A 23,281-nucleotide genomic window follows, 5' to 3' on the forward strand; every position below is an offset into this window, starting at 1 on the left:
ATCTTGAATTAAAAAACAAAAATTCTAAAATTTACATAAATGTCTGCTTTTCAAGTTATTGGAGGTAAATCATTTAAAGGAGAACTAAAAGTACAAGGGGCAAAAAATGAGGCTCTGCAAATTTTGTGTGCAGTTTTGCTCACCCCCGAACCTGTGATTATACATAATATTCCACAAATTCGTGATGTGCTTAAACTGATTGAAATTTTACAGGATTTAGGAGTAAAAGTAGATAAAATCAATTCACACTCATATCGTTTTGAGGCTCGCAATATCAATTTAGAGCATTTGGAAACTCCTGCCTATACGCAAAAGGCTTCGGCTTTGCGAGGTTCTATAATGATTTTAGGACCCTTGCTTGCCCGCTTTGGCAAAAGTAAAATTCCTAAACCAGGGGGCGATAAAATTGGTAGGAGGCGTCTGGATACGCATTTTTTAGGGTTTCAGGAGCTTGGGGCGAAATTCAACTACAACTCTAAAACCGAATTTTACGAAATAGATGCCACTAACTTGCAGGGTAAATACATTTTGCTTGATGAGGCTTCGGTTACAGGAACAGCAAATATTATTATGGCGGCGGTACTTGCCAAAGGTACTACTACAATTTATCACGCCGCTTGTGAGCCATACATTCAGCAACTTTGTCGTATGCTTTGCCGAATGGGTGCTAAAATTTCGGGAATTGGCTCTAATTTGATTACAATTGAAGGTGTAGAAAGCCTACAAGGCACTGAACACACAATTTTACCTGATATGATTGAAGTAGGGAGTTTCATAGGGCTTGCCGCTATGACTGCCTCTGAAATTACCATTAAAAACTGCGGAATAGAGCATTTGGGGTGCATTCCGAGAGTATTCGGTAAGTTGGGTATTCAGATGGAACTGCGTGGTGATGATATTTATATTCCTGCACAAGAACATTACCAAATTAGCACTTTTATTGACGGCTCTATCTTGAAAGTTGATGATGCTCCTTGGCCCGGTTTTACTCCCGATTTGCTTAGTATTGTATTGGTTACTGCTATTCAAGCCGAAGGCACCGTACTTATTCATCAGAAAATGTTTGAAAGTCGCTTGTTTTTTGTGGATAAACTTATTGATATGGGGGCTCAAATCATTCTCAATGACCCCCATAGAGCTACGGTAATTGGCATCAATAGGAAGTATCCTTTGCGAGGTATCAAGATGAGTTCGCCTGATATTCGGGCGGGGGTGGCTTTGCTAATTGCCGCTCTTTCTGCCGAAGGAGTAAGCATTATTGAAAATAGCGAACAAATTGATAGAGGCTACGAAAACATAGACGGCAGATTGAATGCTATCGGTGCAGAAATTCGGAGAATTTCTTGATTTTTTAATAAATTGATTTTCAATATTTTATATTTTTTTTCAAAAAAAAATATAAAAATTTTGGTTACTTTTTCTTTCCCTGAATGTATCTATGTTTGATTTTAATTAAACAACTATTCTCTTATTTGTATATTCATACAAATTGAACCTATTCTTTTACAGATTATTCTTATAAGTATCATTTTTATTAGTTCTTACACTTTTTTATTGATTGTAAGAAAAATAATCAGCTTTTTCCACTAAAAACTAATATTGTATGAAAAAGTCTCATTTTTTATTTGTGTTACTGCTACTCTCTTTTACATTTAGCAAAGCTCAAACTATTTACGTTTCACCCACGGGTAATGATACCAACGCAGGAACAAGTTGTACAGACGCTAAACAAACCCTTTCTGCCGCTATTGCCGCTGCTCCTGCGGGAGGGACGGTATTTGTTTGTACAGGAAGTTACACAATTACCAGCAATGTGGTCATCAATAAACCGCTGACCTTATTGGGGGATACTCCTCAACCTATTTTTACTATGTCGGGTGCTTGTGAAAGCATTTTGGTAGTAGCCTCTCCTAATGTTACTATTCAAAATCTGCACTTACGAGTTAATGGAGCAGGCGGAACAAGTACCAATGGAAGGCACGGTATTTTTGTAGCTAATCATGGTGTGCCGGGAGCTTACAATAATTTGCAAATTATAGGTAATACCATAGAAAACATAAACCCTGCCCCGATGAGTGTAGATATGCACGCTTATGCTATACGTTTCGCTGATAATAACATTATTTCTTTTTTAGTTGGGAATAATCAAGTTACAATACAAAATAATACCATACCTGGAAACCCTGCCGCTTTTGCCTTTTTTAGAGTAGGAATTAGGAGTATTGGAAATTATGGCACTATAACCAATAACAACATTCAGGGAGGAGGTTTGTATGCTATTCAATGGGGGGATTTAACGGGAAATGTAAATATTACTTCCAACAACATATCTGCCATAGCCCAAGCAGGTGTTGAAATCAATATTCCTGTTGCTACTGCTACGGTGAATATCAATAACAATAATTTAAGCGTACCTGCTTTTGTTCCTGATGCTTCCTCTTTTGCCGTGATTGAAATTAAAGATAATTATCTTGGCTCGGTAGTTAATATTCAAAATAATACGATTTCAGGGCACCCAAATGTGGGTATCTGGCTGGGGCGTTCAAGAAATGTAAATATTATAAGTAATACTTTTACGCCTCGTCTTACTTCTACTACTTTTAATCATCTGATAATCAATACCAAAAATCGCACATTTTCTGTTTCAGCAGGCTCGCCACTGACAGTGCAAAATATTTCAATTCTTGATAATACCTTTCATCACAGCACAAGTGTGGGAGGCACGGCTATTGCCTTTGCCAATCATCATAGTGGGGCGGTACCTGCTTTTAACAATATCACGATTGGCTCAGCAACTCAAAGAAACCGCTTTCACGCTAACATTGCTCGTTTTATAGCATTAGACCCCTTCTATGGAAATACTGATGCGGTTGTGCTTACCTTGCCATTAGGGGCATTTCCTAATCCTTTTACTTCTATCTGGACAACAGGTATGCCCTCTACTACAATGGCAAGTGTAAATACAAACTTTAACGCAGTAAACAATGAGTTTGACGTAGGTTCAGGCTTGCAAACTCCACTTTCTATGAGCAACCCAGACCTTATTCTTTTAGAAAATCGTATTCAGCACGCCATAGATTATGGAGCTTTGGGCTTTGTAACCGTCAAACCTAATCACGTTTTTGTAACGCAACAAAGTTTTATAGCTCCTGCTTTTACGACATCTCCGCGTATTCGTAGAGGAACGAATGTAATCAGTGCCGATGGTTTTACGCTCAATGTTGAGCAAGGTTCTTACACCGATGATGGGTCTGCTACTGACCGACCTCTTACAACTTACAATACCGATTTTGTGCCTGTGGGAGCAATGCCTGTGATTAGTGAAAATTGGGAACTCAATGGAACAGGCAAAACCCTGAATATGCTTGGCGATTTAACTATCAATAACCAAATGATTTTCACAGATGGATTTGTGCAAACAAACACAAATACTTTGTATTTTTCGCCTACAGCTATAGACCCTGCGGTTAATCCTACTACGGTTGGAGAAAAAAATAATAGTCGTATTTTAGGACGTGCCCGAACTATTCGTAATGTGGGTACAGGTGCTTTTGATTTTTTAGGGCTAAATCTGCCCGCAGGAGCTGATATAGGAACGCTTGACCTTTTGCGTGTTTCTGATGCCGCAGGCATTCAGACCGTAGGAACATTTACTTCTATTGCTTGTACGTGGTATATTCAGCCTTCTGTGGCAAATGGCAGAAACGGTGTAGAGTTTCGTTGGCTTCCCGCCATTAACAATGGGAAAAATACTAATCAGCTACAAGTATGGCGTAATAATGGCACTGTGTGGGAAATTCGTAGTACGCCTTTCATAGCACCCAGCACCAGTCCGTTGATTACAAGCATACCTATCAATGTAACGGCTTTTTCACCTTGGACAATCTCTGATATTGTTAATCCTTTACCCGTAGAATTTTTAAGTATTCAAGCTCGCTACAACGAAAATCATATCCCTGAAATTTTATGGAATACGATGAGCGAAATCAATGCCGATTTTTATGAAGTAGAAAGAAGTTTTGATGCCAAGGATTTTGTAAAAATTGTTCAAATTTCTGCTAAAAAGAAATCTGAAAATCGCTATGTGGTTGAAGATAGAGGTTTAGGTAATAAAATAACGGGTAAAATTTACTATCGCATCAAGCAGGTTGATAAAGATGGAAAATTTACTTATTCTCGCATTGTTTCGCTTTCAACTGAAAAATCTAATTTATTAGCGGGCATTTATCCTAACCCTACACGTGATATTCTGTACTTGAATAGTTTGCAGGAAAGATTGGAGGTAAAAATCCAAGATTTGTACGGCAGAACTTTACAAGTGATAGATGTAAAATTTGGTGAAAATCAAATAAATTTCTCTCATATGCCACAAGGAGTGTATTGGATAGAAGTGAAAGGGGCAAGTTTGCGAGAGCTGTATAAGATTGTTAGAAATTAGCAAATAAAAATCACAAAAGTCCTCTGCAAAAGAGGACTTTTTTTTATTTTTGTCCAAAAATATAAATGCTTCAAGATTTAGAGCAACTTCAAAATCATCTGCAAAAGCATTGCGAAGATTTTACGCCACAAGCACTCCTTTCTTGGGAAGAGTTGCGAAACTATCTTTTGTTTTTTGTGAAAAATCTTTTGCACAAAGCTCCTGAACGTCTCTTGCAAGTGGCTTATCGTTTAGATTTGCCTGAAAATGAATTTTCGGAGGCTTTTGCCAAACAAGATGCCGAAAAAATTGTTGAAATCATACTGCAAAGAGAATTGAAACGATTAGAGTTCCGTAAAAAATACTCTTAAATTGTCTGCATATGCAATCAGCCGTTGAGTTGCCAAAAGAAAATTTTGAAAATCTTTCTGCCAAAGAATTTATTTTAATCAAAGGTGCTAAACTGCACAATCTCAAAAATATTGACGTTGCCATTCCTCGCAATAAATTAGTAGTAGTAACGGGGGTTTCAGGTTCGGGCAAATCATCTTTGGTGTTTGATACCCTTTTTGCCGAAGGGCAAAGAATGTACGTGGAGAGTTTGAGTGCTTATGCAAGACAATTTTTAGCCCGTATGCAAAAACCCGAAGTAGAATACATCAAAGGGGTTTCACCTGCTATTGCCATTGAGCAACGTGTAAGTTCCAAAAATCCTCGTTCTACCGTAGGCACAACCACTGAAATTTACGACTACCTCAAACTGCTATATGCTCGCATAGGTAAAACTTTTTCACCTATTTCGGGCAAAGAAGTACGCAAAGATACCGTAGATAGTGTTACAGAGTATATTTTTTCTTTTCCCGAAGGACAAAAAATTATCATAGCCAGTCCTTTGAAAAATCTTTCAGACCGAACTCTTGAAACAGAGTTGCAAATCTTGCTACAAAAAGGCTTTACAAGGATTCTGATAAATGATGAAGTTGCATTTATTGAGGAGTTTTTGGAGCAAAAAAGTGAAAATTTAGCCCAAAAATACTGGGAAAATATCTTTGTACTCATTGATAGAACTGCGGTAAAGCATAATGATGAGGAAAGCCGCTTTCGTATTGCAGATTCGGTACAAACGGCATTTTTTGAAGGTGCAGGAGAGTGTTTAGTGGATTTTGTTGGGGTTGAAAAAAAGTTCTTTTCCGATAAATTTGAGTTAGACGGGATTACTTTTGAAGAGCCAAGCATTCACTTTTTCAATTTCAATAATCCTTATGGAGCTTGCAAAACTTGCGAAGGTTTTGGTAATGTGTTAGGAATTAGCGAAAAACTTGTTATTCCCAATCCTAATCTTTCGGTATATGAAGATGCTGTAGCTCCTTGGCGTACCGAAAAAATGAGCGAGTGGAAAAAAGAATTTATGCGTAAAGCAACTCTGCTTTATGATTTTCCGATTCATAGAGCCTACAAAGACCTCTCCGAAGCAGAAAAGGATTTGCTTTGGCAAGGTAAAAAAGCTAAAAAAGAAAAAGACACCATTTACGGCATCAATGATTTTTTCAAGTTTTTAGAAAGCGAAAGCTATAAAATTCAATATCGGATTTTGTTGTATCGTTACCGAGGTCGTACTACTTGCCCCGACTGCAAAGGCACACGCATACGCAAAGATGCTTCTTTTGTGAAAATTAACGGAAAATCTTTGCACGAATTACTGCTGATGCCTGTGGAAGAAGTAGCAGAGTTTTTTGATAAATTAGCTCTTGATGAATTTGAGCAAAAAGTAGCTAAACGTATTCTTACGGAAATTCGCAATCGCTTGAATTACCTTTTGAAAGTAGGTTTAGGCTACCTGACACTCAACAGAGCTACGGCAACGCTTTCTGGTGGTGAGTTTCAGCGTATTAAACTTGCTACGGCATTGGGAAGTGCTTTGGTTGGCTCAATGTACATTCTTGATGAACCAAGTATCGGTTTGCACCCTCGCGATACACAAGAATTGATTGAGGTTTTACTTCAACTTCGCAATTTGGGTAATACCGTAGTTGTGGTTGAGCACGAAGAAGAACTAATGCAAGTAGCAGATTACATTATAGACATCGGTCCCGAAGCGGGGGCAAGAGGAGGACAAATTATTTTTCAGGGCAATAAAAATGATTTTGATACTAAAAAATTCCCTTTGTCTAAAACTTTGCAATATTTAAGCGGAAAAGCTGAAATTCCTGTACCTGCATTTCGCCGTAAGTGGGCAAATAGCATTTGGGTAAAAGGGGCAAGAGAAAACAATTTGCAAAATATTGACGTACAAATTCCTTTGGGGATTTTTTGTGTAATCACGGGTGTTTCGGGTTCGGGAAAATCTACTTTGGTGAAAAGAATTTTAATGCCTGCTCTTTCTAAACATTTTGACCTCACGTTCTCCGATGAAAATGAGGTAGGAGCTTATGATAGCTTGGAAGGTGATTTGAATTTGCTTTCAGGTGTAGAATACATAGATCAAAACCCTATCGGTAAATCTTCGCGTTCTAATCCTGTTACCTACTGCAAGGCGTATGATGCGATTAGAGAACTTTTTGCCGCTCAACCGCTTGCTAAAATAAGAGGATACAAAGCAGGGGCTTTTTCGTTTAATGTAGAAGGAGGTCGCTGTGAAGTCTGTAAAGGGGAAGGTGAGGTAAGGATAGAAATGCAATTTATGGCAGATATTTTTGTGCCTTGTGAGGCTTGTAAAGGCAAACGTTTTATAGAGAGCATTTTAGAAGTTACTTATCAAGGAAAAAATATTACCGAGGTTTTAGATTTGACCGTAGATGAAGCCATAACATTTTTTCAGAAAGAGTCTAAAATTATAGAGCGTTTGAAACCTTTGGAAAAAGTGGGTTTGGGTTATGTAAAATTGGGGCAATCGTCTGATACTCTTTCGGGTGGTGAGGCTCAAAGAATTAAGTTAGCTTCCTTTTTAGATGCCAATTTGAGTAAGAAAGGTAAAAAACTTTTTATATTTGACGAACCCACGACAGGATTGCATTTTCAAGATATACAAAAACTGCTCACAGCTTTGCAGTTGCTTGTAGAAAATGGAAATTCTGTGCTTGTAATTGAGCATAATGTAGAGATTATCAAAAATGCCGATTGGATTATAGATTTAGGACCCGAAGGTGGTAAGCGTGGCGGGAAAATTTGCTTTACAGGCACTCCTGAACAAATGGTAGCTCTTTTATCTGAAAATTACACGGCAAGATTTTTAGCAAAAAAGTTAAAAAAATAAGAAAAAAATTTGCAAAAAATGTTTTTATTCGTAAATTTGCAACGCAAGTTTGAAAGGGGGCATAAGTCCCCTTTTGTTTTTGCCTGATAAAATTTCTCTATGAATACTGAAACCTTGAAACAAAATATATGGCAAGCCACAGAAAACCTTTTAGAAAAGGAGTTTTTTGTGGTAGATGTTCTTATCAAAGAACTGAAAGAAAAGCTGAAAGTGAGCGTACTTTTAGATGGTGATAAAGGTGTAAATATTGAAGTATGTGCCAAAACAAGTAGAGCATTGGGCAATATAATAGAGGAGCAGAATTGGATTGAAAGTAAATATATTTTGGAAGTTTCTTCCCCTGGTGCAGAAAATCCGCTTAAAATGCTACGCCAACTGCCCCAACATATTGGTAGAACTTTACAGATTGCTACAAAAGACGGAAAAATTATAGAAGGGGTTTTGAAAAATGTAGAGGGTAATCAAATTGTTGTTGAGCAAAGTATTGGAAAGGGTAAAAAAATGCAAAAAATAGTTCATCAAATAGATTGGAACGAAATTATTACTGCCAAAGTAGTGATTTCATTTAAGTAAAAAAACGATAGAAAATTAAACCCAAATAGTTATGGTAAATAACAAAGAACTCACCGAATCGTTTATGGAGTTTGCCAAACAAAAAGGCATAGACCGCCCTACGATGATTAGTGTTTTGGAAGATGTTTTCAAATCAATGATTCGTAAGCAGTATGGCACAGACCAAAATTTTGAGGTGATTATCAATCCTAATGGAGATTTAGAAATATTTCATTATCGCCAAATTGTAGCTGATAACGAGCCTGAACTTACTCATAATCCAAACCTTATCAGCCTTTCAGAAGCACGCAAGGTGCAAGATGATTTTGAAATTGGCGAAGAATATGCCGAACCTATTGATATTGCTAAATTCGGTAGAAGAATAGTGCAAATGGGTAGGCAAACCCTGATTCAGAAAATCAAAGATTTAGAGAAAACTAATCTCTACGAAAAATATAAAGATAGCGTGGGCGAAATTTTGGTAGGTGAAGTGTATCAGATTGTAGGCAAGGATATTATTGTTACGGATAGCGAAGGAAATGAATTACTTTTGCCCAAAAATCACCAAATTCCCAAAGATCGTTACCGCAAAGGTGATACCGTGAAAGCAGTTATTGAAAAAGTAGAACTCATTAACGGGACACCACGTATTACACTTTCGCGTACTTCGCCCAAATTTTTAGAACGCCTATTTGAGCAAGAAGTTCCTGAAATTTATGAAGGGCAAATTATTATTCGCAAAGTAGTACGCGAACCCGGCGAAAGAGCCAAAGTAGCCGTAGAAACTTATGACGATAGAATTGACCCCGTAGGAGCTTGCGTAGGTATGAAAGGCTCACGTATTCACTCTATTGTTCGTGAATTACATAATGAAAATATTGATGTTATCAACTATACCGATAATTTAGAACTTTACATTCAGCGAGCTTTAAGTCCTGCTAAAATTAGCTCTATTAAGATTGAAGACAATGGCAGAGTTTCGGTGTATCTCAAACCCGACCAAGTGTCTATGGCTATCGGTAAAAATGGCTTAAATATTAAACTCGCAGGCAAACTTGTTGGTAGAGAAATTGATATTTGGAGAGATATTGATGAAGCGGAGTTAGATGAGGAAGATATTGATTTGCAGGAATTTGCAGATGAAATTGAAGAGTGGAAAATTGAAGAGTTGCGTAAAATTGGTCTGGATACTGCCAAGAGCGTTTTAGCTGTGGGTAGAGAAGACCTTATCAGGCGTACTGATTTAGAGGAAGAGCAAGTTGATGAAATTTTGGAAATCATTAAGCGTGAATTTGAGGAAGAAGAGGAAGAAGAAAATGAATAAAAGGGCTTGTCTTGTAAGGTACTGAAACCTTGCAGGACACCCAAAAGCCAAAAACAAAACCAAAAATTTGTAGTTTGATAGAATTTGCGTACCTTTGTGCTTTCAAACTAAATATAAAATCACCTTTTTCTCGTCCAGCCTTTACTAAAAAGCATTATTAAGCGTCATTATACCACAAAAATTTATTATGTCGGAGGAAAAAACAATGAGATTAAGCCAAGCGGCAAGACAATTCAATGTAGCTACCGAAAAAATCGTTGAAACTCTCAAAAACAAGGGTTTTGGTGGCGATTACAATCCCAATAGTAAATTGGGGAACAAAGAAATAGAAGTTTTAGAAAAAGAATTTCGTGGTTCTTTTTTGGAAAAAAAAGAAGCCGAGCATATTGCTTCTATGACCAAAACCCTTGAAAGCAAAATAAAAAAACAGCAACAGGCTGAAAAAGAAAAAACAAAAGAAGCTACTACGCCCTTGTTCTCTACGGAAACTACCACCAAAAAAGAAACAGGAAGTAAAGTAGTGGAAACTATTGCTACTGAGCAAACTACTCTTACGCCCACTCATCAGGAAGAAAAACTTGTGGAAGTGCCACTAACTGAAAATAAAATAGAAAGTAATGAGATGCCTAAAAATGAGCCTAAAATCGGCTTAACGGTAGTAGGTAAAATAGACCTTGATGCTCATAAGAAAAATAAAACAGATAAGCAAAAAGACGAGAAAAAAGATAAAAAAGAGCAGAAAAAGCAACCTGAAAAGAATTTCAAAAAACAAGAAAATCAGAAAAAACAAGAAAAAGAAAATAAAGTAGAAAAAGAAAAGCAGGAAGAAAAGCAACTCAAACCGCTTGAACAAAAAGTTCAAGAACAAAAAAAGGAAGAACCTACTACTATTACCCAAGAAATACCCAAAGTAGAACCTCAAACTGAAATTATAGAAAAAACCACTCAAGAGCCCGAAATAGAAGTAATCAAGGCAAAAGCTGATACACTCAAAGGGCTTACCGTTCTTGATAAAATTGAACTTCCTGTAGAAAAACCCTTCAAAAAGAACAAACCTCTGGCTTCTACTGATGAAGCCAAAGAAGAAAAGAAAAAGAAAAAGAAACGTAAGCGTATCAAGAAAGAAAAATTAGATGTCAAAGTAGCTGTACAAGAGCCAAAAAAAGAGCTGAAAGACAAAGAGTTAAAAGATAAGAGCATCAAAGAAAAAGATAAGAAAAAGCCACGCTTTGAAAAAGAAGAGGTAAGCGAAAAAGAAATTCAAGAACAAATCAAGGCTACACTGGCTCGTATGGGCGGCGGGCAAAAGAAAAAATCTATCAAGAAAGTCCTTAAAAAAGAGCGTGAGAATGAAACAGAACTACAAGAACAAAGCAATCATTTACGGGTAACAGAGTTTATTTCAGCAATGGATTTAGCGAATTTGATGAATGTTTCTATCAATGAGCTAATTTCCAAATGTATGGCTTTGGGTATGTTTGTGTCTATCAACCAACGCCTTGATGCTGAAGCGATTACCATTATTGCTGATGAATTTGGCTATACGGTTGAATTTATTTCTGCCGAAGAGGAAATAGAGGCGGCTTTGGAGGAAGAAGAAGACGCACCCGAAGATTTACTCCCCCGTCCGCCAATTGTTACCGTAATGGGGCACGTAGATCACGGAAAAACTTCCCTCTTGGATTATATTCGTAAAACTAATATTGTTGCCAAAGAATCAGGAGGTATTACACAGCACATAGGGGCGTATAGCGTAACTACCAAAGATAACCGAAAAATTACTTTCTTAGACACTCCCGGACACGAAGCCTTTACAGCTATGCGTGCCAGAGGTGCTAAACTTACAGATGTGGCTATTATTGTAATTGCCGCAGATGATAACGTAATGCCTCAAACCAAAGAAGCTATCAACCACGCCCAGCTCGCAGGCGTACCCATTGTTTTTGCTATTTCCAAAATAGATAAACCTACTGCCAATCCTGACAAAATTCGTGAGCAACTTGCCGCTGAAAATATTTTGGTGGAAGAATGGGGCGGAAAGTATCAATGTCAGGAAATTTCTTCTAAAAGCGGGCAAGGTATTGATGAGCTTTTGGAAAAAGTGCTTTTGGAAGCTGAAATCTTGGATTTAAAAGCTAACCCTAATAAAAAAGCATCGGGTACCGTTATTGAGGCGACTTTGGATAAAGGTAGGGGGTACGTATCTAATCTTTTAGTGCAGACAGGAACGCTCAAAGTGGGGGATATTATTTTAGTAGGAGCTTTGTATGGGCGTGTGAAAGCTATGACTGACCATATCGGAAAGGCTATCAAACAGGCAGGACCTTCAACCCCTGTACAAATTCTTGGTCTGAGTGGTGCTCCGCAAGCAGGTGATAAGTTCCAAGTAATGGAAAGCGAAAGAGAAGCCAAAGAAATTGCCAACAAGCGTGAGCAAATCTTGCGTGAGCAAAGTATCAGAGCCACTAAACGCCTTACACTCAGCGATATTGGTCGCCGAATAGCCTTGGGCAATTTCCAACAACTCAATATTATCATCAAAGGTGATGTAGATGGTTCGGTAGAGGCTCTTTCGGATTCTTTGCTCAAACTTTCTACTGAAGAAATTCAGGTAAATGTAATTCATAAAGCCGTAGGACAAATTACTGAAACTGATGTCAATTTAGCCGCTGTTTCTGATGCTGTTATTATTGGTTTTCAGGTACGTCCTTCGGCAGGAGCTAAAAAACTTGCCGAGCAAGAACAGGTTGAAATTCGTCTGTATTCAATTATCTACGATGCCATCAATGAAGTAAAAGATGCTATGGAAGGTATGCTTGCTCCTACTATTGAAGAAGTAACCGTAGGCAATGTAGAAGTGCGTGAGATTTTCCATATCAAGAAAGTGGGTACTATTGCGGGTTGTATGGTTACAGATGGAATGATAAAACGCCAAAGCAAGATACGTGTGATACGCGATGGAATTGTAATACATACAGGCGAGTTGGATAGTCTCAAACGTTTCAAAGATGATGTTTCAGAGGTAAAGGCAGGTTATGATTGTGGTTTGAGCATCAGAGGATTTAATGATATTCAGAAAGGAGATGTTATTGAAGTCTTTGAGCAAAGAGAAGTAAAAAGAAAGTTGTAAGTTGAGTTCAAGATTAAGATTAGAGGAATTTATTGCCTATACTTTTTGTTTCCTGCTTCCTATTTCCTGACTCCGTTTTGTTATGTACGATATTTCTGTGGTCATTCCTGCATACAACGAAGCCGAATCTTTGCCCGAACTTTGTGCTTGGATTCGGCGAGTAATGCAGGAAAATCATTTTTCTTACGAAATTGTTATTGTTGATGATGGAAGCAACGATAATACGTGGCAAACTATTGAGCATATAGCTCAAATTGAGCCTCATTTGCAAGCTATATCCTTCAATCGGAATTATGGAAAATCTGCCGCTTTACACACAGGTTTCCAATACGCACAAGGTAGTGTAGTAATAACAATGGACGCTGATTTGCAAGATGACCCCGAAGAAATTCCTGAACTCTACCGAATGATAACCCACGAAGGTTATGATTTAGTTTCTGGTTGGAAGCAAAAACGCCAAGACCCCCTTTCCAAAACTATTCCTACCAAACTCTATAATGCCGTAACTCGTTGGTTTTCGGGCATTCCTCTGCACGATTTCAATTGCGGACTAAAAGCCTACAAACAGCAAGTCGTAAAAAGCATAGAAGTATATGGCGAAATGCATCGTTATATCCCTGTGATTGCTAAATCAGTAGGTTTCAAGAAAATAGGAGAGAAAAAAGTCAAACATCACCCAAGAAAGTATGGACATACCAAATTCGGTATGGAACGTTTTTTGTTTGGTTTTTTAGATTTGCTTTCAATTACCTTTGTAACCAAATTTCGTAAGCGTCCTATGCACTTTTTTGGGGGGTGGGGGGTACTTTCCTTTCTAATAGGTTTTGGCATAGCTTTTTACTTGATAGCGAACAAGGTGATTAGTATTTATCAAAAAGAACCCTATCGGAACGTTACCGAACAGCCATTGTTTTATTTGGCTCTTATAGCTATGATTATAGGCGTGCAACTATTTACGGCGGGTTTTATTGGTGAAATGATTATTACAAACTCCTCCAAAGCACAGGAGTACATCGTAAGAAAAAAAATTATTACTTCGGAAAAGTCATAGAGGTAATGCTACAATTGCATACATATATTTACACACTTCAAAACAAAATTCCTTTTACTACGGCTTATGGCTCACGCAGGCAAACGGAAAGTTTGATAGTAGTGCTTAAAGATGAACAAGGTAATTGGGGAATAGGCGAGGGGGTACCTGTAAGATATTTGGGCTATACGGCTCAAGAAGCTCTAACTCTTTTGGAACGGCATCGTACAGAAATTGAAAATTACGACCTGCAAGATGCTCTTGCTTTTTGGGAATTTGCTAAATCTTTCTTGCATAAATACCCTGCCGCTTTGTGTGCTTTGGATATAGCCGCCCACGATTTGCTTGCTCGTAAAGCCCAAAAACCTCTTTATCAAGTATGGGGTTTGGTTTTACACGATAAAATGCCTCTTTCTAACTATACTTTAAGCCTTGCCGAAAAAGACGAAATGCTTGCTCAAATGCAAAGCATAGATTTTCCTATCTACAAAGTAAAAATGGGTAAAGATACCGACATAAGCCTTTTGAAAGATTTACGCAAGCAAACTGATGCAATTTTGAGAGTAGATGCTAATGCCTCTTGGAGTGTAGAGCAAACTTTGCAAAATTTTTCTGTTCTTTCAGAAACGCAGATAGAGTTTTTAGAGCAACCCCTTTCGCCCACAGATTGGCAAGGTATGGGTGTATTGCATAAGAATCGCACTTTGCCACTCATAGCAGATGAAAGTTGCCAAGATCTGAATGATATTGAAAAGTGTAGTTCGTTTTTTGATGGCATCAATATCAAACTGACCAAATGCGGAGGGCTAACACCTGCTTTACAAATGATAAAACTTGCCCGAAAATTAGGCTTAAAAGTAATGGCAGGTTGTATGACAGAAAGTTCGGTAGGGATTTCCGCATTGGCTCAACTTTTACCTCTGCTGGATTATGTAGATATGGACGGCTCTACGCTCATTTCCAATGATTTTGCCGAAGGAGTATTCCTACAAAATGGAAAAGCTGTATTTCCCAAGAGGGTAGGTATTGGTGTAAGGCTCAAACAAGAATATCTTTCGTTTTTTGGGTTTTAGTGCCAAAATTATTACCTTTACAGCGAGTTTATTGAATACTTTGAAGCAAGTTTTTTACAACTTTAACTTAAAACTTCACTTTTGAGCGTTGTATAGTTCAATGTCTGCCAAAAGCACCATTTCTGCAATTTTAGCCCAAAACTTTGCCAAAGCCTATACGCTACACACTTTGGGTATTCCTTTTTATTTGCACGAGAATGACGTTTTGGAGCAAATTTGTGAGCAAAAAAATTTAAGTTTACCTTATGTAGAAAAATTATTGCAGGAAGATAACACATTCAAACCATTAGATACTCGTAAATTCAAGAGTGCTTCTTTGGATACGCTCATCAGCTACTTGAAATATCAGCACGTTATTTTCTTACAAAAAAAAATTCCCTTCGTAAAGCATTTGATAGAGCAACTTTCAAGCAAAGATACGCAAAACCAACGCCTTATCAATGACTTGCAAATAATGTTTCCGCTTTTTGCCGAAGATTTCGTCCTGCATACACGTGAAGAAGAAAACAATCTGTTTTATTACATCAATGCCTTGCAGGAAACCAATTCGGTGCAGAAATACGAACTTTTACAAAAATATTCTTTGCAGGCTTTTGCAGTGGCTCACGATACCCACGATGATGAATTGGAAGGTATCAGAGAAATCACCCAAGATTATAGCTTGCCTGCCGATGCTTCTTTGCTTCTGAAAGTAACTTTTTGGTATCTGCAAGAACTTGAAAAACATCTAAAACAACACGCTTACATTGAAAATGAAATTCTTTTTCCCAAAGCATTGGTTCTTGAAAATGAAGTAAAAAGCAAATGGAGCAAGCATAGTCAGTGGAATTGATTTAGGAACATCTGTGAATTCTAAATCTTTAACACTTCAACGCTTGCTCTTTATTCAAAAAAAAATTAAACTTGCAAGTCTTTTGAAAACGATAAACATTTATGAGGAAAATTTACTTCTTGCTTGTAGCCTGCTTGAGTGCTTTATTTGCCTGCAAAACTACCCAAAAAACTACTTCAACAAAGAAAACCCAAGAGCCAATTTTGATGTATGTGGGTGATATGCCTATCACGGTGGGGGAGTTTAAGTACGTGTATGAGAAAAATAATCCTAACAAAGATAGTTTGTATGTAGAAAAATCTTTACGAGATTATCTTGACCTTTATACTAAATTCAAACTCAAAGTATTAGATGGCATAAAAAACGGCATTGATACCACACGTGAGTTTCAGACCGAATACTATGGGTACGAAGTGCAATTGGTTCGTCCTTATCTTATTCCCAAAGAAGTTACGGATAAATTGGTGCGTGAGGCTTACGATAGAATGCAAGAGGAAATCAATGCTTCGCATATACTCATACGCGTAAGCCCCGAAGCCGACCCCAAAGATACGCTTACAGCGTATGAAAAAATCAAAAAAATTCGTGAGCGAGCCTTGAAAGGTGAAAGTTTTGAAAAACTTGCCCAAGATTTTTCCGAAGACCCTTCGGGAAGTGCTAATGGCGGAAATTTGGGCTATTTTACAGGCTTGAAAATGGTCTATCCATTTGAAACTGCCGCTTATAAAACACCCAAAGGACAAATTTCGGATATTGTACGCACGGAATTTGGATATCATATTATTAAGGTACTTGACCGCCGTCCTACTAGTGGTAAAGTAACAGCCGCACATATTATGCTGCGTACTGCCAAAGGTATTTCTGCCGAAGATTCTATAGCTTTGCGTAAAAAAGCCTTTGAAATCTACGAAAGGGCTAAAAAAGGTGAGGAATGGGGCAAATTAGTGGCTCAATTCTCCGAAGATGCTAATACCAAAAATAGTAATGGACAACTTCGTGAGTTTGGGGTTGGCGACCTTATCCCTGAATTTGAAAATGCCGCCTTCGCTCTTAAAAATCCGGGAGAAATCAGCGAACCTGTACTTTCTCCTTATGGTTGGCATATTATTAAACTAATCAGCAAAGGTAGAAAAGAAACTTTTGAGGAGGTAGAAACATCTATTCGCAATCGGGTGCAGAGAGATTCACGTTCAGAAGTGAGTAAAAGCTTGGTACTGGCTCGTCTGCGTAAAGAAAATAATCTTAAAATCAATGACAAAGTTTTGAAAAAAGCAATAAGTGCCGTAGATAGTTCATTATTAAGGGGAAATTGGGATTTTAAGGAAGATAAATTCTTGAAAGAAATTATTGCAAACTTTGAAAATAAGCAAGTAGGTAAAAAACAAAATATCTCGGTACGCGATTTTTATTTTTACTTAAAAACTCGTCAGCAACAACGCCCCGACCTCAAAGATGCCAAACACTATGCTAATTTGCTTTGGCAAAGATTTATTGACGATGAAACCGTAAATTTTGAAAAAAGCATTTTACCCGATAAATTCTATGACTACAAAATGCTCGCCCAAGAATATCGTGAAGGTATGATACTATTTGCAATGATGAACGACAAAGTTTGGGCAAAGGCTATCAAGGATACCACAGGAGCAAAGCAGTTTTATGAAAAAAATAAAGAAAAATATCGTTGGGGAGAGCGTGCTTTTGCTACTATTTTTGATGCCGCTAATGAAAACATTTTGAAACAAGTAGAAGAATATGCAGGTGAAAAGCCGCCTTACTTACTGAAAGGCTATTTTGAAAACAATATCATCAAGTATGGGAAAGACCAAATGAAATATGATGAGAAAGAGTATTTGGGACTTATCAATGAAGTAGGAGAGGCTTTGAACAAAGATGCTAATCTGCTTTTGGAAATTTCGGGGCATATGGATAAAACAGAGCGTCCTAAAACACTTTCCGCTGATAGAACCAAAGTGATTTTTGATTATTTATACCAAATCAAGCGTATCAACGCCAATCAGGCAATACGAAAAGACTTTGGCAGTTCTATGCCCGGCACCAAGAAAAATCCTAAACCTAATAGCCGTGTAGAATTGCAGATGTACTCTTATGCTCTTTCGGGTATTGAAAAGGTTATCAATAAAAGCAATGCTTTGAACTTAAAAGTTACAGAACTAAAACCTTATGAAAAAGGAACTAATGATTTGCTTAATGCCGTGCCTTGGAAGGAAGGCAAACATCGCTTGCAACGCAATGGCAGATATTTCTTGGTGCATATCAGCAGTATAGAAGCTCCTCGTACCAAAACATTTGAAGAAGCCCGAGGCAATATTATTCAAGACTATCAGGTATTTTTGGAAAAAGAGTGGATTGATGAACTCCAAAAGAAATACCCTGTAAAAATTCAAGAAGAAGAATTTAAGAAATTAGTGAAAAAATAAGAAAAAATGCCTTTTTTGAAAACAGCCATTGAAGGACTTTTGCTTTTTGAGCCTCGTTTGTTTGAAGATGAACGGGGCTATTTCTATGAAAGCTTTAATCAGAAAGAGTTTTTTGAAGCTACAGGAATAGATTTGCCTTTTGTGCAAGATAACCATTCTCTTTCCAAATTTGGTGTTATTCGCGGTTTGCATTTTCAGAAACCGCCTTTTCAGCAGGCAAAGCTCATTAAGGTTATCAGAGGAGAAATTTTTGATGTAGCCGTAGATATTCGCCCTGATTCGCCAACTTATGGCAAGTGGCTTGGCTTTGTACTTTCAGCAGAAAATAAAAAACAGCTTTATATTCCTCGCGGCTTTGCTCACGGTTTTGTAGTACTTTCGGATTGGGCAGAGGTGCTTTACAAATGCGATAATTACTATGCTCCCCAAGCCGAAGGAGGGATTATCTACAATGATAAAACCCTACAAATTGATTGGCGAGTTGAAAAAAAAGATATTATTGTATCGCCCAAAGATTGTCTCTTACCGACTTTTCAAGATATTTGAAGGAACAGGAGAAATACTTTGTGAAAAACTACAAAGCCAATCTTATTTCTTTTTAGGCGTAATCAGGGGACTTACGGAGTTTTGTTCTTCGTTTAGCATATAAGGCATTTGTCCATCGGTGATAATAACTTTGGTATTAGGCGATTTGGCAAGTTCTCGCCAAGCCTGAATGTATTGAAATTGCAAAACAAGAGGGTTTAACCCTTCGGCAAGAATTTTTTGGGCATCACGAGTTCCTTGTGCTTCTATAATACGCCTTTGAGCTTCTAATTTTTCTTGTTCCAAAACAAACTGCATTCTTTGAGCCTCTTGCTCTGCTTGCAATTTGGCTTCAATAGCCTCCACCAATCTTTCGGGGAGTTTGATGCTTTTGAGCAAAACAGCTTCTATAACAAAACCTTTATCCTTCAAGAATTTATCTAAATCGGCAGCAATGGTTTGTTCTATGGTAGCTCTTTCGGCGGTATGGAGGTCTTTGGCAAAAAAACGGGCACTTACATCACGTATAGCCGACCTAAAAGCGGGGGCAACTAAATTATTTTCATAATTTTTGCCTATTTCTTTAAGAATAGAGACAATTTTATTGGGCTGTACGCGATACAGTAAAGTTACTTCCGTTTTTACCGTAAGACCTTCCTTTGTAGGTAAATCGGCAGTTACGGTGAGATTGGTGGTGCGAGTAGGTACTTTAATCATTGTCGTTGTAAATGGATTGATTAGGTAAAAACCGCTATTCAACGTTTTTTCACGCAATTTGCCGAAGCGGCGACGGTAACCTACTTCATCTTGACGAATAGTTACACAGGCACTCAAAAAGGAAAACGATAAAAAAATCAAAAAAAACTGTTTCATTTGGAGTACGATTTAGGTTTTACCTTATATAACATCTATTTGTGTTAATTGTTTTTTCTTGGAGAAAATAATGTTTGTGTTCTTTTGAAAGCCTTTTATTAGTTTTACAGGCAAATCTTGATTTTATGCTTTTTTTATCTAAACCTTCTGAAAAAATTTACACCACTATTGATTTACCTGCTTCTAAAAGTGAAAGCAACCGAGTGCTTATTATAGAGGCTCTTGCTCAGTGGCAATATGAGCAAAAAAGACTTGCTTTACCCAAGTATTCCATTCAGAATATTTCTGAGGCTCGTGATACCAAAATCTTACAAAATTTACTCAAAAGCACAGCATTAAGGCTCAATGTACAAGATGCAGGGACAACAATGCGTTTCCTGACCGCCTTTTGTGCAGTAACTAACCGAAAAGCTATTTTAGAAGGCACCGAACGTATGCACCAAAGACCTATCGGCATTTTAGTAGAGGCTTTGCAAGAATTAGGAGCAGAAATTACTTATTTAGGCGAAAATGGTTTTCCTCCTTTGCAAATTGAGGGTTTTCGGCAAAAGAAAAATGTTATTTCTATTCGTGGTGATGTGAGCAGTCAGTTTATTTCAGCTTTATTGATGATTGCTCCTACTTTGGAAAGGGGGGTGCAAATAACTTTACAAAACAAAGTCAGCTCTCTACCTTATATTCAGATGACACTTTCTTTAATGAAAAACTTTGAAGTAGAAAGTGAATGGAATGAAAACACGATTATTATTCAGCCACAACTTTATCAGATGAAAGATTTTGCAGTAGAGGCAGATTGGTCGGCGGCGAGTTATTGGTATAGTGTAGCCACATTGGCAAAACAGGCAGAAATTTTTTTGCCTTATCTCAAAAAAAATTCCTTACAGGGCGATAGCCAGATTGCTTCTATAATGGAGTTTTTTGGTGTAAAAACTTTTTATGAAAAATATGGTATTAGAATTTGCAAAGTAAGTGAGCCCAAAGTGAATTTTTTTGAATACGATTTCAGTAACCAGCCCGATTTGGCACAAACAATTGTTACCTTGTGTGTTGGAAAAAATATAACACTGATAGCCAAAGGAGTAGAAAGCCTAAAAATTAAAGAAACTGACCGCTTGCAAGCCTTGCAAAACGAAGTCAGAAAGTTTGGATTTCAATTCTATGAAATTGCTGAAAATACTTGGAGATTGGAGAAAGCAGAAAATATAGATTTCGCAAAGGGAGTATGTATAGCCACCTATCAAGACCATAGAATGGCAATGGCTTTTGCTCCGTTGAGTTACCTTTGTACTTTGCAAGTAGAAAACCCACAAGTGGTAGAAAAATCGTATCCTAAATTTTGGCAAGAGTGGAAAAAGATAAATTGAGTAGATAATTTTTTTAATTTTGCAAGTCTAAAAAGCTAAATACTAAAAGCAATGAAAACCTTATACATAGCTCGGCACGCTGAAGCCGAAAGTGGCTACAAAGACTTTGAGCGAGCATTGAGCCCTAATGGCTACAAGCAAGCAATGAATGTGGGGAAACAACTTTTGGAAAGAAATGTTAGAATTCAGCAGATTTGGGCAAGTCCTGCGGTGCGTACGCTTACTACGGCTCAAATTTTTGCCGAGCAAATACGCTTTGATAGCGATTTGATTCAAACGAAAGAAGAACTATACAATGCCAGCCTTCGTATTTGGCTTAAACTTATTCAATCTTTTAGCGATAATAACAAAGAAATTTTGATAGTAGGGCATAACCCTCATATTTCTTACCTTGTTGAATTTCTCACAGGTGATGTTTTTGAAGGATTAGGAACTTCGCACGTTGCCGTTGTGTATTCTTCTAAAAGTTGGAAGGAGTGGAATGAGAAGGCGGTCAGTTTGGAAAGTATTATCAAACCTATTGATGAAAATTTTGAAAAAATTTCTATTTGAAAAACCATTTTTTGAACGTTTTCAAAAACTTTTACGTAGATAAGTAACGTGAGTACTATTGTAGAAAGATACATACTTTGCATAAAAACAAACCAATAAACAAGAAAGACCAAGTTCTTACTGAAATTTTTGAAATTTGCCAAAAAAGAAATGACTACGTTTTTCATAACGATTTGGTAAAAGACATATCTAAAAAAGTTGGTTTTGGAAATCCGTTTGATGCTACCAAAATTGATAATAAAGACAAACTTCCGCAAATATTGCTTGATAACGATTTTGCAGTTATTCACTTAGGCAACGGAAAACACCAATTCATCAAAGGAATTAACAAAGTTTATCACAATTTTGAGCCAATTCAGGAAACTTTGGAATGGACTTACACAAAAAGCCTCCTCAACGAGTATAACAGCAGCGAAAGCAATATTTTGTCAGTAGCCAATAATCAGCGAATTTTACATCATTTTTTGTTTGGAAAAGATACGGAGTTTGATAGTATAGACATTACTCAAAGACCGAAAACCTATTTTCCACACCGCACTAAAACAAGTTTTGCTTACAACTTTGGAAAGGATTTGTACATTGAATTAAACAACATACAGATAGAAATTGACCTGACTATTGAATTTCAAGGAATTATAGGAGTTTTTGAAGGGAAAAATGGAAAACCTGAAAGTTTTGCTGTTTATCAAATTTATCACCCATTTTTGTACTATTACAAGGCAAATCAACTTTCTGAACTGAAAGGCAAAATCAAAGAAATTTATGGCGTTTATGTAGTCAAAACCATAGAAAACGGCATTACAAATTTGAAAATCTGGGCTTATACCTTTGAAAATCCATTAGATATTACGAGTATCAAGTTTGTAAAATCGGTTTGTTATCACTTAAAACTTTAGTATCTTTGCTACAAAAAGAAGATAATGCTTGAAAAATTTAGAAACAAGGTTTTCAATCAAGATGTTATAGAAACGTTGAAACAGTTACCTGACAACTGTTTAGATATGGTTTATGGCGACCCTGATTATAACGTAGGCATTAACTATGCAGGAAAGAACTACACTCAAAAATGGAATGATTACATAAATTGGTACATAGAATTGACTAAAGAAAGTATGCGTGTGTTGAAGACCACAGGGAATTTGTTTATGATAAATTATCCCAAACAAAATGCCTATTTACGTGTCAAATACCTTGACGAAAATGCTTATGATGTTCAGGATTATGTTTGGGTGTATAACACCAACGTAGGGCATAGCCCTCGCCGATTTACAACCGCACACCGCAGTATTTTACACGCCACCAAAAGTAAGGAAAACAATTTTTATAAGGATAACGTAGCAGTACCCTATCAAAATCCAACGGACAAACGCATAAAACAAAGAATAGCAGAAGGACATTTAGGGCGTATGCCTTATTCTTGGTTTTATTTTGATTTGGTAAAAAACGTAAGCAAAGACAAAACTTTTCACGCTTGTCAAATTCCTTTGGGTTTGGTGGAAATGTTGATAAAGTCTTGTACACAAGAAAATGATGATGTATTTATTTTATTTGGGGGCAGTGGCTCTGAAATTGTACTTTGCAAAGAACTTAAAAGAAACTTTATTTCTTGCGAACTTCACCCCGAATATTACAAAATGATACAAGACCGTTTGGCAAACAATGGTAAAATTTCAGAAGAATATCGTTTAGAATTTGTGCGGGAAAAAAAGAAAACAAGTATTGAAATAAGCCCGAAACTGTTTGACTTTGAATTTGAAACAAAGAACAATTGGCAATAGGAACAATCCAAGTTTTAGACAAAAGTGGAGAAAAATCCAATAAAAATAGGTTTCATAAAATAAATCATCAAAAACGCTAAATCTTGCAAAAGGTTTAGCGTTTTTCTTTGTAAAATGCTATCTTTGTACTCAATACCTAT

General features: G+C 37.1%; 17 protein-coding genes. 16 read left to right on the top strand and 1 reads right to left on the bottom strand.

The genetic code is table 11. From position 1 onward, the window contains the following. Positions 1 to 39: 39 nt before the first annotated feature. The 12 genes from murA (at position 40) to rfbC (ending at position 18,595) form a co-directional block, all read left to right on the top strand. Positions 40 to 1,347, top strand: coding sequence for a UDP-N-acetylglucosamine 1-carboxyvinyltransferase (murA, locus tag Rain11_RS05185; RefSeq protein ID WP_101358284.1), 1,308 nt, complete (start codon positions 40 to 42; stop codon positions 1,345 to 1,347). 256 nt (positions 1,348 to 1,603) lie between these two features. Next, on the top strand, positions 1,604 to 4,438 hold the full coding sequence (locus Rain11_RS05190; protein ID WP_101358285.1) for a T9SS type A sorting domain-containing protein: 2,835 nt from the start codon (positions 1,604 to 1,606) through the stop codon (positions 4,436 to 4,438). Between the two features lie 65 nt (positions 4,439 to 4,503). Further along, the gene (locus Rain11_RS05195) at positions 4,504 to 4,788 is read left to right on the top strand and encodes a hypothetical protein (RefSeq protein ID WP_101358286.1); all 285 of its coding nucleotides are present in this window, start codon (positions 4,504 to 4,506) and stop codon (positions 4,786 to 4,788) included. 11 nt (positions 4,789 to 4,799) lie between these two features. Then, on the top strand, positions 4,800 to 7,670 hold the full coding sequence (gene uvrA, locus Rain11_RS05200; RefSeq protein ID WP_101358287.1) for an excinuclease ABC subunit UvrA: 2,871 nt from the start codon (positions 4,800 to 4,802) through the stop codon (positions 7,668 to 7,670). Positions 7,671 to 7,769: 99 nt separating this feature from the next. Beyond that, complete coding sequence (locus Rain11_RS05205; protein WP_101358288.1) at positions 7,770 to 8,243, top strand: ribosome maturation factor RimP; 474 nt, start codon at positions 7,770 to 7,772, stop codon at positions 8,241 to 8,243. A gap of 31 nt (positions 8,244 to 8,274) precedes the next feature. Further along, positions 8,275 to 9,546, top strand: coding sequence for a transcription termination factor NusA (gene nusA, locus Rain11_RS05210; protein ID WP_101358289.1), 1,272 nt, complete (start codon positions 8,275 to 8,277; stop codon positions 9,544 to 9,546). A gap of 187 nt (positions 9,547 to 9,733) precedes the next feature. Continuing rightward, complete coding sequence (gene infB, locus Rain11_RS05215; protein WP_101358290.1) at positions 9,734 to 12,676, top strand: translation initiation factor IF-2; 2,943 nt, start codon at positions 9,734 to 9,736, stop codon at positions 12,674 to 12,676. Between the two features lie 82 nt (positions 12,677 to 12,758). Continuing rightward, positions 12,759 to 13,727: a glycosyltransferase family 2 protein gene (locus Rain11_RS05220; RefSeq protein ID WP_101358291.1), complete on the top strand. Its 969-nt coding sequence runs from the start codon at positions 12,759 to 12,761 to the stop codon at positions 13,725 to 13,727. A 5-nt stretch (positions 13,728 to 13,732) separates the two neighbouring features. Continuing rightward, positions 13,733 to 14,779 carry a dipeptide epimerase gene (locus tag Rain11_RS05225; protein ID WP_101358292.1) on the top strand — a complete coding sequence of 349 codons (1,047 nt, stop codon included), beginning with the start codon at positions 13,733 to 13,735 and terminating at the stop codon, positions 14,777 to 14,779. Between the two features lie 100 nt (positions 14,780 to 14,879). Further along, the gene (locus Rain11_RS05230; RefSeq protein ID WP_101358293.1) at positions 14,880 to 15,611 is read left to right on the top strand and encodes a hemerythrin domain-containing protein; all 732 of its coding nucleotides are present in this window, start codon (positions 14,880 to 14,882) and stop codon (positions 15,609 to 15,611) included. A gap of 101 nt (positions 15,612 to 15,712) precedes the next feature. Then, positions 15,713 to 18,049 (top strand): peptidylprolyl isomerase, encoded by a 2,337-nt coding sequence (locus Rain11_RS05235; RefSeq protein ID WP_101358294.1) that lies wholly within the window; start codon positions 15,713 to 15,715, stop codon positions 18,047 to 18,049. A gap of 6 nt (positions 18,050 to 18,055) precedes the next feature. Continuing rightward, positions 18,056 to 18,595 carry a dTDP-4-dehydrorhamnose 3,5-epimerase gene (rfbC, locus tag Rain11_RS05240; RefSeq protein WP_101358295.1) on the top strand — a complete coding sequence of 180 codons (540 nt, stop codon included), beginning with the start codon at positions 18,056 to 18,058 and terminating at the stop codon, positions 18,593 to 18,595. Between the two features lie 42 nt (positions 18,596 to 18,637). Here the strand turns inward: rfbC and Rain11_RS05245 are convergent, their stop codons facing one another. Then, on the bottom strand, positions 18,638 to 19,447 hold the full coding sequence (locus Rain11_RS05245; protein ID WP_101358296.1) for a prohibitin family protein: 810 nt from the start codon (positions 19,445 to 19,447) through the stop codon (positions 18,638 to 18,640). A gap of 125 nt (positions 19,448 to 19,572) precedes the next feature. Here Rain11_RS05245 and Rain11_RS05250 point away from each other — a divergent pair, with 125 nt between their 5' ends. The 4 genes from Rain11_RS05250 (at position 19,573) to Rain11_RS05265 (ending at position 23,141) form a co-directional block, all read left to right on the top strand. Beyond that, positions 19,573 to 20,811 (top strand): 3-phosphoshikimate 1-carboxyvinyltransferase, encoded by a 1,239-nt coding sequence (locus Rain11_RS05250; RefSeq protein ID WP_101358297.1) that lies wholly within the window; start codon positions 19,573 to 19,575, stop codon positions 20,809 to 20,811. Positions 20,812 to 20,862: 51 nt separating this feature from the next. After that, the gene (locus Rain11_RS05255; protein ID WP_101358298.1) at positions 20,863 to 21,363 is read left to right on the top strand and encodes a SixA phosphatase family protein; all 501 of its coding nucleotides are present in this window, start codon (positions 20,863 to 20,865) and stop codon (positions 21,361 to 21,363) included. Positions 21,364 to 21,440: 77 nt separating this feature from the next. After that, positions 21,441 to 22,259: a type II restriction enzyme gene (locus tag Rain11_RS05260; protein ID WP_207764421.1), complete on the top strand. Its 819-nt coding sequence runs from the start codon at positions 21,441 to 21,443 to the stop codon at positions 22,257 to 22,259. A gap of 24 nt (positions 22,260 to 22,283) precedes the next feature. Next, a complete protein-coding gene (locus tag Rain11_RS05265) occupies positions 22,284 to 23,141 on the top strand; it encodes a DNA-methyltransferase (protein WP_101358299.1) in 858 nt (285 codons plus the stop codon). Positions 23,142 to 23,281: the final 140 nt, after the last annotated feature.

It is taken from the genome of Raineya orbicola, from assembly GCF_002843425.1.
Lineage (GTDB): Bacteria > Bacteroidota > Bacteroidia > Cytophagales > Thermonemataceae > Raineya > Raineya orbicola.